This window comes from Flavobacterium sp. FG68, from assembly GCF_057808895.1.
The window spans coordinates 82251-96546 of record NZ_JBMDIY010000022.1 but is presented as its reverse complement, the minus strand read 5'-3'; the positions used below and the strand labels follow the sequence as shown (position 1 = coordinate 96546).

Below are 14296 nucleotides of genomic sequence, written 5' to 3'. Positions count from 1 at the left end.
AATACAATATCAACTATATGTTCCCGTGGTTGAAACCACGGGCTATATTTAAATTCGGTGTGACTTTTAGGATGTGTAAATTTCTATTTTTCATTATATAGAAACAATTGGAAACATAGCCCGTGGTTTTAACCACGGGGAACGTAATGTAACCACAATACAATATCAACTATGCGTTCCCGTGGTTGAAACCACGGGCTATATTTAAATTTGGGATGAATTTTTAGGATGTGGTGAATATTTAGATTTCTTGTACAGAAACAATTGGAAACATAGCCCGTGGTTTAACCACGGAGAACGCAATATAATCACAATAAAAATCTAAACTCTAAACTCTAAAATCTGCAATCTAAAATCTAATATCGAAAGTTTGGAGCAAAAAAAAAACAGCCCAATAACCACAAAGAGCTGTTTTTAAAACTTACGTTTTTAACTTTACTAACTATCTAACCTTAGTTTATACTTATGAGAAAAGTATAAGTTTTTTAGCGTACTGCTACGCTAGTATTTTTGTCTGAAACTGTTTTGTAAACAGATGAAATTGCTTTTGAAGATAAAGTAGCGATTTCGTTATTTACATTAATTTCATATCTAACTTTTTTTGCATTGTCTTCAACTTCTAAGAAGTAAACTCCGTCAGGGAAATCTTGTAAGCTGAAAGTTCTTAAAATTCCGTCTTTACCAGAAGCATTTTCAGAATACAATAAAGTACCTTCTGTATCGTATATAGCTAATTTTGCTTTTTGAGTTTGGTTAAGACCAAAAGTGATCGTTTTTCCGTTTTTCAATACATGAAGATTAAAGTCCTCATTTCCATCAATCGCATAAGTGCTGATTCCTGATAAAAGCACCGCACACACTAAACTTAATTTTATCTTATTCATAGTATTTGTTTTTAAAAATTATTATCTCTAATTCTCTGATGTAAAATTACTTCAGCTATGCGAAAATAATATCAACTCTATTTTCCAATTTATGTGCTATATTCTCATTTACGAAACCGTTATAGGTTAAAATTTGAATTATTTTAGGTGTTTTAGTTAATTACGTTGTTATTTTTCAATGTTTTCTAAATGTTAACGTTTTGAAAAACTTCCAATATTCTTACATAAATTATGAATGTCTATAAAAAAGGTCGAATAAATAAGAAATCTTAAAAAAATCTGGAATAAAAATATGGGTTGTTTAAAAAAAGAGGTTTTGGTAATAATTTGTTACATTATCTTTTTGTTGTTTTAATGAAAAATCCTCATTTACGAAACCGTTATAGGTTAAAATTTAAATTATTTTAGGTGTTTTTGTTAAATTTGCTATTATTTTTTAAAGAAATTATCATGAAAACAATTGCCCCAGCTCTTGAAGTGATAACTAACTCATACGGAAGTTCTTTTACCTACACTAAACACGCCGAAAAGACCAATAGCAAAGCTCATTTATGGCATTATCATCCAGAGATTGAGTTGGTTTATATAAACGGCGGGGCAGGAAAAAGACAAATAGGAAGCCATGTTTCCTATTATACAAATGGTAGTTTGATTTTGATAGGGTCTAATTTGCCGCATTGCGGCTTTACGAATGAACAAACGGGAAATGTAAACGAAACGGTCATTCATATTAAACCTGAATTTTTAGGGAATGGCTTTTTTGGAGTACCGGAAATGAGAAAGATTCAAAATGTTTTAAGTCAGTCTAAAGGCGGAATCGCTTTTGGCGGAGAAACTAAAAAACATATTGGAAAAAAAATCGAAGCAATGGAAGACCAGCTTCCGTTTGAACGTTTGCTTTCGCTTTTAAGTATTCTGGATGAATTAGATTCGTCTGAAGAATATACAATGCTAAACGCAGATGGTTTTGCAATGGAACTGCAGACTCAGGATAACGATCGAATGAATGTGGTTTTTAATTTTGTTAAAGATAATTTTCAGCAGTCTATCGCTATCGACGAAGTTTCGAATTTAGTGAGCATGACAACGCCTTCTTTTTGTAGATATTTTAAAAAGATTTCAAACAAAACTTTTACAGAGTTTGTAAACGAATACAGATTGGTGCACGCCTCTAAACTTTTGGCCGAAAAACCGATAAGTATAAATGAGGTTTGTTACGAAAGCGGTTTTAATAATTTCAGCCACTTTAGCAAATCATTTAAACAATACACAGGTAAAAGTGCATCGCAATACCGTCACGAACACAAGATTATTATTAGTTAATAGTTTTATGTTTTTTGCCACGAATTGCACGAATTTCCACGAATTAGTTTGTGAAGAATGTTTTATGTTTTTGCCACTCCCGATAGCTATCGGGATAAAAGGATTAAAAAGATTTTAGAATCCGTTTATAAGCCACATTGAAAATAAATTCGTGAAAATTCGTGTAATTTGCGGCAAACCAATCTTATATATGTTTTTGCCACAGATTAAAAGGATTAAAAAGATTTTAGAATCCGTTTATAAGCCAAATTAAAGAATAAATTCGTGGAAATTTGTGTAATTAGTGGCAGACCAATTTTTCAAAGAAAATAATCCATAGAATCCTTTTAATCTGTGGCAGAAAAAATAACAAATCCATAATCCGATTAGTATAAAAGCTGGTCGGATTTTTCATTTAGTTTGTTCAGAAAAAAGGTATATTTACACTCCTTTAATCAAAAAAAACTATCAAAATGAAAAACCTTAAAATTTTAGTATTCTTTGTTTTTCTGTGTGTTTCGTCAATGACATACGCGGCAAAAGTAGATACTTTACAAATTGCAAGTACCGCCATGAGTAAAACCTACAAGGCGGCTGTAGTTTTACCAAATTCGTATGCAAAAAGTAAAACCGCGTTTCCGGTAATGTATTTATTGCACGGAGCATACGGACATTTTAGTGACTGGTTAAAAAATACTCCAAATAAAAAACTGGTTCAGAGTTTATCTGATCAATATAATTTAATCATTGTAATGCCCGAAGGGGAAACGTTTAGTTTTTATCTTGACAGTCCCGTAAATAAAGAAAGCCAGTTTGAAACTTTTATTACGCAGGAAGTAATTCAAAAAGTAGATAATACATATCGAACAATCAGTAATAAAAGCGGAAGGGTTATTACCGGACTTTCGATGGGCGGACACGGAGCTTTATATCTTTCTGCCAGACATCCTGATTTATTTTGCGCTGCCGGAAGTATGAGCGGGGCTGTAGATATGAGTACAATGCTTAACCGCGAATCTTCGGCGCAGGTAATAAAATTAATGCAGCCTGTTTTTGGAGACAGAAGTGACAATTCTGAATTATACGCGCAGCACGCCGTTATGGGAATGCTGGATAAAATAAAAGCAAACAAATTACCTCTAATTATTGACTGCGGAGTAGATGATTTTCTCATCGAACCCAACAGAGAATTACACCGCCGATTAGTTTATAATAAGGTAGAACACGATTATACCGAACGTCCTGGCGCACATACTTGGGAATATTGGGAAAATTCACTACCTTACCATGTATTATTTTTTAGCAAGATCTTGTTTAAAAATCAGGTTGTTGTGAAAAAATAATATAAAATTTTATTCAAAAACCGGTTTAACAAAATTTTTGGTTTGGTTTTTGGAATGCTTTTATAAACTTAAAAAAAATATATATTATGAAAAAGATACTTACGTTATTCGCAGTTGTTGGGTTATTCGCGTTTACTGGTTGCGAAGGACCAGAAGGACCGGAAGGGCCTCCGGGATATGATGCACCACTTCCTTTTGTGTTTGAAGTTACTACAGATTTTAGTGGTCCGAGTTTTGATAGAAATGTTCCAATACAAGGGATGTTTCCGAGTGATAATGTTTTAGTGTATGAATTAGTTGGTACAGCAGGAGGAGATCAATGGGCATTATTACCTCAGATATATTACTTTAATAATGGTTTAGAAACTGCTCAATATAATTTTAGTTTTTCGCAAAATAATGTTAGAATTTTTATAAAAGGTAGTTTAAGCGATTATTCTCAACTGCCAAATAGTTTTAGATTAGGAAAAACATTTAGAATTGTACTTGTTCCTGGTGATGATGGAACAAATTCTAAAAAAGTAAAAGTTGATTATTCAGATTATAATGCTGTTATAGCAAAATACAATATTGATGACAGCAATGTAAAAAAAATTAACTAAGAACTTTAAGATAAGTATAAATAAAAAAAGGAAATCATTATTGATTTCCTTTTTTTATTTAGATATAGTTAGTTTCTTTTTATAAATGTCAATTGTGAGGTATTGCCTCGACCTCTTACTCCTCCCGTTGGATTTTCAATGTTTATAAAATAGGTTCCAATAACTAAATTTGAAACATCTATACTTATTAGGTTTTCATTTACAACGGAAAAATTCACACTTACAGTTGTTCCCGTTACATTTGCTACAGAGATTTTTGTACTAGATAAAAGATAGTCGGTAGACTTATTTTCTACATATATAACAGAAGACGCCGGATTTGGATATGCAATTAACGTTGGAGTGCCGTATGTTCTTCCTGCTTGTAAATTAGTTTCATTACTATATGACTTTGAGGTGTAATTTCCGGTATTATTAATTGTATAGTTAATTGTTGCGATCCTTCTGTAGTTATAAGTAGTTTCTACAACTAAGTCTCCTCTGGTTCCAATAACAAATTGTAATGGTGCTGGAAGATAATCTTTTGATGTTGCTCCGGCAATATTTGACCAAGCGCTATATTGATTAGGTCTTGTATTTGTTATTGCTTGGCTCTGCCATTGATAAGTAGTGGTTATAGTCTGAGCATTTGGTATGTTTTCAATAACTGCTGTAGAGCCGCTTATTGTAGATGGATTCTCAATTTGTTTTAAAGTAGTATCCATAGCTAAAACCTGATCACAACATATTACATTATTGTTTTTTAGAGTTCTAGGGATAACTTTTATAACATTACTAGCATTGCTTATTCCTTTATAAAAAGCAATTCTTCTAATAACTAGATAATTGTCTTCTAGGTTTGGGATGTTTTTTAAAACTGCATATTCTAAAGTTGCAGAGTTACCGTTTTCAATTGTAATCCAATTTTTATTTGTAAAATCATCATTTTGATTTGTTTTTGCATATTGCCATTCATAACGTTCTATAGCATCAAAACTATCTCCTCTAGATTGTGGGACATGATTTGGATTTTCGAGAATATTTAGATTTACCCTTGCAGATGCTCTGTCACTATATATTTGTTTTGGGTTTGAGTCTACGATTTCAACAAAACCATTTGCATCTTTACCTCCATCAATTATAATTTCATTGAGTATTGGCGTAGGAACAATTCTGATATTTATAGCGTTACTGTCATTAAAAGGAAAGTCACTACCAAGCCTTCTCTTGAAAGTTGCGTTTTCTGTTAAATAATCAGGAATTAGGGTATTAATTTTATCGTTTGAATAGTTAGTACCAGTATAGGTTTTGTTAGGGAACTGACTATTGTCAATTTTAAGCCATGAAACAGAAACTTTATTAGGGGCAAGAGTAGAACCTACTATTGGAGCAGGTCTGTCTCCGTATCTAATTACTTGATCACAACATATAGTGTTTTTGAAATTTGGATCAGGTGGTGTTACTGGAGGAGTTACTGGAGGCGTTGTAGTACTGCCATTTTTTATAACAGAAACATTGTTGCTTTTATAAACTATACCTGAATTGCTTTTGTACTGTGCTAATATGTATCCTCCGGTAGTATTGAAATTACTTAGAGTTAAATTGATTACAAAGCTTATTGTGGCTGTATTTCCTCCGATAAAGTTTGTTACTCTTTCAAAGCCACCTTCAGTTACAATGGGTGTGATTGCTGAATCTTTTGTATATAAAATACTTAGAGTGCCTTCACTGCCTACAGGTACTGGTGATTCTATTTTTACTGATAATGAAACAGTAGATCTGTCTACTGATTCAAGATTTATAGGGCTTGTACTAATTACACTTTTATTATTGACAACAAGTGGTGTAAGTATGACCTTTTGTCCTATTGCTATTGAGCTGAAAAATAATAAAATAAATAAATAAAGATAATTTTGTTTCATAAATAAGAATTAAATTAATAATTCTATAAATGTACTTGTTTATGTTTATTTTCTTATAATTATAAATAAAAACATAAGATTATTATTAAAATTTATTGTTTTTGTGAAATAAATTATTTTTTAAAAATAAAAAAGAGAAAATCATTACGATTTTCTCTTCTTATAAGTATATTTTGAAATGATATTACAAATCAGAATCAGTAAGTTCTTTTTCTTTTCCAAATTTAAGCGAAACCAAAATTCCAACTAAAAGCGAAAGTGCAATAAATCCTAACGAAGCCCATTCTGGAACGTGAATCCATTCGTGTAAAAGCATTTTTAAACCTACGAATGCTAAAATAGCTACTAAGCTATATTCTAAGAAACTGAATTTTGCCAGCATATTTGCCAGGAAGAAATACATAGAACGTAAACCTAAAATGGCAAAAATATTAGAACTAAATACTAAAAACGGATCAGAAGTAATGGCTAAAATTGCCGGCACGCTGTCAACAGCAAATAAAACGTCCATAACTTCAATTACGATCAAAGCAACGAAAAGCGGCGTTGCGGCCTTTTTTCCTTTTTCGGTTAAAATGAAAAATTTCTCATGCTCCATGTGAGACGTAATCGGGATAATTTTCCCTAATGTTTTGTATACAAAAGAATCTTTAGGGTTAAAATCTTCATCTTCTCCAGAAAACAACATTTTTATAGCAGTAAATACTAAGAATGCTCCAAAAACATAGGTTGTCCATGTAAATTTATTAATCAGCATAACACCGAAGAAAATCATTAAACCACGAAAAACAATCGCGCCTAAAATTCCCCAGAATAAAACACGGTGCTGGTACTTTTGCGGAATTTTAAATGAAGCGAAAATAATTGCAATTACAAATATGTTGTCAACGCTTAAAGATAATTCGATTAAATAACCCGTAATAAACTTCATCGAAGCCACGGCAGGCTTTAAGCCGTCGGGATTTGCAATATAATCTGTCGTGTAAAGCCAATAGATAACGCCTGAAAACAAAAAGGATAAAGTAACCCAAATCAAGGTCCATTTACTGGCTTCTTTGGTGCTGATAATATGCGGTGTTTTGTTGAATACACCTAAATCTAAAGCAAGAATAAAAACTACGGCCAATAAAAAGAGAGTCCAGACTATCATGATGGTTTTTTTAAATGAATTACAAAGATAAGTTTTGAAGTTTAAATTAAAAATTATTTATAAGAAAGGTACTTTTAAAATTAAGCAATTTTGTGAGATGGTGGATGTAAAAGGTTAGAAGGACAGTTGTGGTTTGTTAGAACTTTGTCAAAGTTTAAACTTTGACAAAGTTTAGCGCAATCTTGTCATTCCGAGGAACGAGGAATCGCACTAGTAATTCCGCAAAGAAAGTCGCCAATCTTTGTAGAGTTTCGTGTGCGATTGCTTCGCCAGTTCACTATCGCTCGTGTCCTCGTTCCTCGGAATGACAAGATTGCGTTTGTACGTTGTTTTTTAGAAATAATAAAGAAAACCTGTTTAAACCAGCGTCATCTGCGTGCCATTACACAAACTTACTTTTTCTTAGTGTGATTGCTTCGTTCCTCGCAATGACAAAAAAAAGTGCCAACAATTACGATGGCACTTTTAGGATATATTCTAAGCTTTGAATTATAGCGCTGATTTAACAGTTTTGATAATTCTAGCAGCGATTTTGTATGGATCTCCGTTTGAAGCTGGTCTTCTGTCTTCTAACCAACCTTTCCATCCTTTTTGAACAGTCATCAAAGGAATTCTGATAGAACATCCTCTATCTGAAACTCCATAAGAGAAATCGTGAATAGAAGCAGTTTCGTGTTTACCAGTTAAACGTTGGTCATTGTAAGCTCCGTAAACCGCGATATGCTCAGCAGTAACAGGACGGAAAGCCTCACAAATTCTTTCGTAAGTAGCTTGGTCTCCACATGTTCTTAACACCTCGTTAGAGAAGTTAGCATGCATTCCAGAACCATTCCAGTCAGTATCTCCCAGAGGTTTTGGGTGATACTCAATATAGTAACCATATTTCTCAGTCAAACGATCTAATAAGTAACGAGCAACCCAGATTTCGTCTCCGGCTTTTTTAGCACCTTTAGCGAATAATTGGAATTCCCATTGTCCGCAGGCAACCTCTTGGTTAATACCTTCAAAGTTAATTCCGGCAGCGATACATAAATCAGCATGTTCTTCTACTAATTTTCTTCCGTGAGTGTTTTTTCCACCTACAGAGCAGTAGTACATACCTTGTGGAGCAGGATAACCTCCAACAGGGAAACCTAATGGCAATAAAGTTTTAGTATCCATGATGAAATATTCTTGTTCGAATCCAAACCAGAAATCATCATCCTCATCATCAATAGTAGCTCTACCGTTAGAGGGGTGTGGAGTTCCATCAGCGTACATAACTTCAGACATTACTAAATATCCGTTAATACGAGTTGGATCTGGATAAATTGCAACAGGAACTAACAAACAGTCAGATGAACCACCTTCAGCTTGTTTTGTTGACGAACCATCAAATGACCAATTTCCAAGTTCTTCTAATGTTCCTTTGAAATTTTCGTGTTCTTCAACTTTAGTTTTACTTCTAAGATTTTGAGTTGGTTCGTATCCATCTAACCAAATGTACTCTAACTTAATTTTAGCCATAATAATATAAATTTATTTTTTTTGTTTTTTCGCTGGGTCAAATATAGATTTATTTTTTTAGTCCTAAAAATTAGGGGGCTATTTTGTTGGGCGAAGTATAATTTTTTTGAGAAGCGCAATTTTGATAGGGGTATATTCTAAAAAAAGCAATTTTAAATACTTAAAAAAAATAAATTCGTAAAAATAAGGGTAACTTTTTGAATTTTAGGGTTAAGAAATTATGAAAAAATGTTTATTTAATGAATAATACTGAGCTTTTTTGTTATATTTCTTTACAACATAATCACTATTCTTTAAAAAAGGCTTCATACGTTAAAAATTCTGCTTATAAAATTCTCAATTTTAAGTTTAAAAAAGGGGCTTTTATTGTTTATATTTGTTGCTCATTTTTTTAGTGAAAATTATTACGAATTTTTAAAATTATATACATGTCAACATTACGTTTCCAAGCTTTACAAGAAGCTTCTACAAGAAAGCCGGTACACTTTGAAGAAATTGATAAGAAATCGAATCTTTTTGGATCAAATGTGTTTAATGAGAAAGCAATGAAGCAGTTTTTAACTTCAGATGCTTTAAAAGGAGTAAGAGATGCCATTCAACACGGAACGAAAATAGAACGTAAACTGGCAGATTATATCGCCATGGGAATGAAAGAATGGGCATTAGCAAAAGGAGTGACGCATTACACGCACTGGTTTCAGCCATTAACAGGAACTACTGCCGAAAAACACGATGCTTTTTTTGAAACTTCATATGATGGAAGTGACCCTGTGGAGAAATTTGGCGGAGCGCAATTAGTACAACAAGAACCAGATGCGTCAAGTTTTCCTAACGGAGGAATCAGAAATACATTTGAAGCAAGAGGATACACAGCCTGGGACCCAACTTCGCCAGCCTTTATATATGGTACAACTTTATGTATTCCAACCGTTTTTATTGCTTATACAGGTGAAGCCTTAGATAATAAAATACCTTTATTAAGAGCATTATCTGCAATTGACGAAGCGGCTACAGAAGTTTGTAAATATTTTGATAAAAACGTAAAAAAAGTAACGGCAACTTTAGGATGGGAACAAGAGTATTTCCTTATTGATAAAGCTTTGGCAAATTCACGCCCAGACTTAGTAATGACAGGAAGAACTTTATTAGGACATACATCTGCAAAAGGACAACAGTTAGACGACCATTATTTCGGATCTATTCCAACTCGTGCTCTTACTTATATGAGAGATTTAGAGCAGGAATGTATGTTATTGGGAATTCCGGTAAAAACACGTCATAACGAAGTTGCGCCAAATCAGTTTGAGTTGGCACCAATTTTTGAAGAAACCAATCTGGCCGTAGACCATAACTCTTTATTAATGGATGTGATGCAGAGAGTGGCAGAACGTCATGATTTTAAAGTGTTATTTCACGAAAAACCATTTAAAGGAGTAAACGGTTCAGGAAAACATAATAACTGGTCATTAGCAACAGATACCGGAGTTAACTTATTAAGTCCGAGTAAAACACCAATGAGCAATTTGCAGTTTTTGACTTTCTTTATCAATACCATAAAAGCAGTAAACGATAATGAAACTTTATTAAGAGCTTCTATAGCAACAGCAAGTAACGATCATAGATTAGGTGCAAATGAAGCGCCGCCGGCAATTATGTCTGTTTTTATTGGAGCGCAGTTAACAAAAGTTTTATCTGAATTAGAAAGCGTAACAACCGGAAAACTTTCTCCAGAAGAAAAAACAGATTTAAAATTAAACGTTGTTGGTAAAATTCCAGACGTATTATTAGATAATACAGACAGAAACAGAACTTCGCCTTTTGCTTTTACAGGAAATAAATTTGAGTTTAGAGCTGTTGGTTCAAATTCAAACTGTTCAAACGCAATGACAACTTTAAATGCTATTGTAGCAAAACAATTAATAGATTTTAAAAATGAAGTAGAGAACCTGATCGAGTCAAAAGACATGAAAAAGGACGATGCTATTTTTAATGTTTTAAGAGAATACATCAAACAATCTAAAAAAATTCTTTTTGAAGGCGATGGTTATAGCGAAGCTTGGGAAAAAGAAGCTGCAAAAAGAGGTTTGAGCAATTTTAAAACAACTCCGGAAGCGATAAAAGCGAAAGTTTCTAAACAAGCTTTAGATTTATTTGCTGAATTAGGAATTTTTAATCACGTTGAAGCCGAAGCTCGTTATGAAATTGAATTAGAAGAATATACTAAGAAAATCCAAATTGAAGGAAGAGTTCTAGGAGACATTGCCAGAAATCATGTAATTCCAACGGCTATTCGTTACCAAAATACATTAATTGAAAATGTAAAAGGTTTAAAAGAAATCTTCGGAAAAGAATTTGAAACTATTGCAAAAGAACAAATTACTTTAATCAAAGAAATTTCTGGTCATATTGAAGGAATCAATTCTAAAGTTTTGGCCATGACCAATGAAAGAAAAAAAGCAAATCAGTTAACAGATGGTCAAAAAATGGCCGAAGCGTATTGCAATACTGTAAAGCCATATTTTGAAGATATCCGTAATCACTGTGATAAATTAGAATTATTAGTGGATGACGAAAGCTGGACATTAACAAAATACAGAGAATTATTGTTTACTAAATAGTTTTTTTTAAGCCACGAATTGCACGAATTTTCACGAATTTGTTTTTTTACTATTTTCTATAAAATATTTAAAACATGCAAAAATCATCCAATAAGGATGATTTTTGTTTTTTAAGAAAAAAAGATTCGTGAAAATTCGTGTAATTCGTGGCAAAACTTTTTTTGAATCCTATATACCTGAATACCTAAAGAATTAAAAAAAGGGATTATCTTTGCACCACATCAACACAAACTAATTTTCATGAGTTCAGATTCTAGCAAAAGATATGCACAAAGAGGTGTTTCGGCATCAAAAGAAGACGTACATAACGCTATAAAAAATATTGACAAAGGTTTATTTCCGCAGGCATTCTGTAAAATTGTTCCTGATTATTTAACTCAGGACAACGACCACTGCTTAATTATGCATGCCGACGGAGCGGGTACAAAATCATCTTTGGCTTATATGTATTGGAAAGAAACCGGAGATCTTTCGGTTTGGAAAGGAATTGCTCAGGATGCTTTAATCATGAATATTGACGATTTATTATGTGTTGGGGCAACCGATAATATTTTACTTTCTTCAACCATTGGAAGAAATAAAAACTTAATACCGGCTGATGTTATTTCTGCAATCATCAACGGAACCGAAGAATTAATCAATGAATTAAAATCTTTTGGAGTAACGATTCATTCAACTGGAGGTGAAACTGCTGATGTGGGAGATGTTGTTCGTACAATCATTGTTGACTCAACTGTTACAGCTCGTATGAAACGTGCTGATGTGGTAGACAATGCTAATATCAAAGCTGGAGACGTAATTGTTGGTTTGGCTTCTTTTGGACAAGCAACTTACGAAAAAGGATATAACGGAGGAATGGGAAGTAACGGATTAACTTCTGCACGTCACGACGTTTTTGGAAAATATCTGGCTAAAAAATATCCTGAAAGTTACGATGCAGCTGTTCCCGAAGAATTAATTTATTCTGGTCAGGTAAATTTAACTGATGAAGTTGAAAACAGCCCAATAAACGCAGGTCAGTTGGTACTTTCACCAACTAGAACTTACGCACCAATTATCAAGAAAATTTTAGATAAATACACTCCAAACGAGATTCACGGAATGGTGCATTGCAGCGGAGGCGCACAGACTAAAATTTTACATTTCGTTCAGAATTTACACATTATAAAAGATAATTTATTTCCGGTTCCGCCATTGTTCAAGTTAATTCAGGAACAATCAAAAACGGATTGGAAAGAAATGTATCAGGTTTTCAACTGCGGTCACCGTATGGAACTTTATGTTCCTGAAAACATTGCACAGGATATTATCGAGATTTCAAAAACATTCAATGTTGATGCCCAAATCGTAGGTAGAGTAGAAGCAGCCGATGCTAAAAAACTAACAATCACCAGCGAATACGGAACATTCGAATATTAAATTTTATTCACCATATAAGTAATATAAGTTCATTTTAAACTGAGCAGAATTGATTGTCAGGTTGAGCGAAGTCGAAGCCCTTTTCTAATTGGCAAGCAATGACATTCATTTATATTTTCTTATATCACTTATATGGTTTAAAAACATACACCTCATTATGTACGAACTGCTTTTTTGGAGATACTTAGACGAAATTTACCTGAACCATCATGAGGTTTACGAAGCTCTTGTTGAAAAAGAAGAAGTTGACGGCCTTGAAAAACTTCCTGTTAAGGTAATTATCAATCGTATCAATTCTGTTTTTTCAAAATGGGAAAGAGTTGATGAAAACAGTTGGAAAAATAATGCAGGAAAAGGAGCGTTTCAGGTTATTACCACTCCGCAAAGTATTAAAATTGATTGTTATGGAACCGAAGGAAAAACCATGAATCAGTTAGTAGACTTGATGGGAGAATTCAAATGTCCGCTTTACGATCCGCAGGTTCCGGAGCGTTATGATGAAATGAGTGAGTAGTTTTTTGTGAATATTTCATAAATAATTGTAAATGTATAGTTCCTACGGAACATTTTTCTCGGGAGGTATTATTTTTCTACCGATATTATACTCCTAGCGGAGTAAGATATTATAAGTAAATATCTCGTAGAGATTAAATATCGGTAGATATGACGTATTTACAGGTTTCACATTGTCCCGTAGGGACTACATTTTTACTCAAAGAATGTCTGGAAATATTTAACTAATCGAAATAAACCAATGAACCAAACATCAAATTTCAATTTCACAGATAATATAATTTTAGAAGACGACTTCGTTTTATTACGTCCTATTCAGGAATCAGATGTAGAAAATTTACTGGAAATTTCTCTCAACGAACCAGAAACCTGGAAATATTCTTTAGTTGGAGCAGAAGGAAAAGACAACTTGATCAACTACATACAATTGGCAATAAAAGAAAGAGAAGATAAAAAAGAATTTCCTTTTATTGTTTTTGATAAAAAATCTCAAAAATACGCCGGTTCAACGCGTTTTTATGATATCAAACTTGATTTCAAAACTTTACAATTAGGTTATACGTGGTACGGATCAGCTTTTAGAGGAACCGGACTAAACAAACACTGCAAATTTTTATTACTTCAATTCGCTTTTGAAACCCTTGGAATGGAGCGAGTAGAATTTCGTGCCGATAATAATAACGAAAGAAGCATCGCCGCAATGAAAAGCATTGGCTGTAAAGTCGAAGGTGTTTTAAGAAGCAACATGCCAACACGAGACGGAAATGTTCGTCGTGATTCTATCGTTTTAAGTATTCTAAAAAACGAATGGTTTGATGAGGTGAAAGAAAATCTAAAACGTAAGCTTTAAAAAGGAGCCACCAGGCTCGATTCATATTGTAGGGCCGGCTTTTAATCCGGTTTAAAAACCAATATGTGAAAAAAATATGATTCATCTATATTTATAATATTATAATTCATAACCGTTTATTGGCAATGGCTCTAAATGGCTAGATTCATTTTTAAACTGGATTGAAATCCAGCCCTACAATATAAACCGTTCCTTCGGAACTCTTATT

Annotated in this window: 11 protein-coding genes; 7 read left to right on the top strand and 4 right to left on the bottom strand. The window is 33.1% G+C overall.

Features of this window, described 5'->3' with window-relative positions; genetic code table 11:
- Nucleotides 1-485: 485 nt before the first annotated feature.
- Nucleotides 486-884, bottom strand: coding sequence for a T9SS type A sorting domain-containing protein (locus ACODSB_RS15080; RefSeq protein WP_053474113.1), 399 nt, complete (start codon nt 882-884; stop codon nt 486-488).
- 450 nt (nt 885-1334) lie between these two features.
- Here ACODSB_RS15080 and ACODSB_RS15075 point away from each other — a divergent pair, with 450 nt between their 5' ends.
- The 3 genes from ACODSB_RS15075 (at nt 1335) to ACODSB_RS15065 (ending at nt 4131) form a co-directional block, all read left to right on the top strand.
- Nucleotides 1335-2207 carry an AraC family transcriptional regulator gene (locus tag ACODSB_RS15075; RefSeq protein WP_053474112.1) on the top strand — a complete coding sequence of 291 codons (873 nt, stop codon included), beginning with the start codon at nt 1335-1337 and terminating at the stop codon, nt 2205-2207.
- A gap of 452 nt (nt 2208-2659) precedes the next feature.
- Nucleotides 2660-3529 (top strand): alpha/beta hydrolase, encoded by an 870-nt coding sequence (locus ACODSB_RS15070; protein WP_488937647.1) that lies wholly within the window; start codon nt 2660-2662, stop codon nt 3527-3529.
- Between the two features lie 86 nt (nt 3530-3615).
- Nucleotides 3616-4131, top strand: coding sequence for a hypothetical protein (locus ACODSB_RS15065; protein WP_488937646.1), 516 nt, complete (start codon nt 3616-3618; stop codon nt 4129-4131).
- 68 nt (nt 4132-4199) lie between these two features.
- On the opposite strand, the gene ACODSB_RS15060 is transcribed toward ACODSB_RS15065, so the two are convergent.
- From ACODSB_RS15060 to ACODSB_RS15050, 3 genes are all read right to left on the bottom strand, one after another.
- Complete coding sequence (locus tag ACODSB_RS15060; RefSeq protein ID WP_488937645.1) at nt 4200-6032, bottom strand: T9SS type A sorting domain-containing protein; 1833 nt, start codon at nt 6030-6032, stop codon at nt 4200-4202.
- Between the two features lie 184 nt (nt 6033-6216).
- Entirely contained in the window at nt 6217-7182 is a 966-nt protein-coding gene (locus tag ACODSB_RS15055) for a TerC family protein (protein WP_180861745.1), read from the bottom strand.
- A gap of 489 nt (nt 7183-7671) precedes the next feature.
- On the bottom strand, nt 7672-8688 hold the full coding sequence (locus tag ACODSB_RS15050) for a glutamine synthetase beta-grasp domain-containing protein (RefSeq protein WP_053474107.1): 1017 nt from the start codon (nt 8686-8688) through the stop codon (nt 7672-7674).
- Nucleotides 8689-9116: 428 nt separating this feature from the next.
- On the opposite strand from ACODSB_RS15050, the gene ACODSB_RS15045 reads away from it, so the two are divergent.
- From ACODSB_RS15045 to ACODSB_RS15030, 4 genes are all read left to right on the top strand, one after another.
- Nucleotides 9117-11306 (top strand): glutamine synthetase III family protein, encoded by a 2190-nt coding sequence (locus tag ACODSB_RS15045; protein WP_053474106.1) that lies wholly within the window; start codon nt 9117-9119, stop codon nt 11304-11306.
- Between the two features lie 240 nt (nt 11307-11546).
- The gene (locus tag ACODSB_RS15040; protein WP_488937644.1) at nt 11547-12725 is read left to right on the top strand and encodes an AIR synthase related protein; all 1179 of its coding nucleotides are present in this window, start codon (nt 11547-11549) and stop codon (nt 12723-12725) included.
- Nucleotides 12726-12882: 157 nt separating this feature from the next.
- Nucleotides 12883-13239, top strand: coding sequence for a hypothetical protein (locus tag ACODSB_RS15035; RefSeq protein ID WP_488937643.1), 357 nt, complete (start codon nt 12883-12885; stop codon nt 13237-13239).
- Nucleotides 13240-13479: 240 nt separating this feature from the next.
- Nucleotides 13480-14088, top strand: coding sequence for a GNAT family N-acetyltransferase (locus tag ACODSB_RS15030; protein WP_053474103.1), 609 nt, complete (start codon nt 13480-13482; stop codon nt 14086-14088).
- Nucleotides 14089-14296: the final 208 nt, after the last annotated feature.

What these genes read in the sequence shown, in the direction of transcription:
- ACODSB_RS15050 (WP_053474107.1), bottom strand. Translation starts at nt 8,688, where the DNA reads ATGGCTAAAATTAAGTTAGAGTACATTTGGTTAGATGGATACGAACCA.
- ACODSB_RS15040 (WP_488937644.1), top strand. Translation starts at nt 11,547, where the DNA reads ATGAGTTCAGATTCTAGCAAAAGATATGCACAAAGAGGTGTTTCGGCA.
- ACODSB_RS15070 (WP_488937647.1), top strand. Translation starts at nt 2,660, where the DNA reads ATGAAAAACCTTAAAATTTTAGTATTCTTTGTTTTTCTGTGTGTTTCG.
- ACODSB_RS15065 (WP_488937646.1), top strand. Translation starts at nt 3,616, where the DNA reads ATGAAAAAGATACTTACGTTATTCGCAGTTGTTGGGTTATTCGCGTTT.
- ACODSB_RS15080 (WP_053474113.1), bottom strand. Translation starts at nt 884, where the DNA reads ATGAATAAGATAAAATTAAGTTTAGTGTGTGCGGTGCTTTTATCAGGA.
- ACODSB_RS15045 (WP_053474106.1), top strand. Translation starts at nt 9,117, where the DNA reads ATGTCAACATTACGTTTCCAAGCTTTACAAGAAGCTTCTACAAGAAAG.
- ACODSB_RS15055 (WP_180861745.1), bottom strand. Translation starts at nt 7,182, where the DNA reads ATGATAGTCTGGACTCTCTTTTTATTGGCCGTAGTTTTTATTCTTGCT.
- ACODSB_RS15030 (WP_053474103.1), top strand. Translation starts at nt 13,480, where the DNA reads ATGAACCAAACATCAAATTTCAATTTCACAGATAATATAATTTTAGAA.
- ACODSB_RS15060 (WP_488937645.1), bottom strand. Translation starts at nt 6,032, where the DNA reads ATGAAACAAAATTATCTTTATTTATTTATTTTATTATTTTTCAGCTCA.
- ACODSB_RS15035 (WP_488937643.1), top strand. Translation starts at nt 12,883, where the DNA reads ATGTACGAACTGCTTTTTTGGAGATACTTAGACGAAATTTACCTGAAC.
- ACODSB_RS15075 (WP_053474112.1), top strand. Translation starts at nt 1,335, where the DNA reads ATGAAAACAATTGCCCCAGCTCTTGAAGTGATAACTAACTCATACGGA.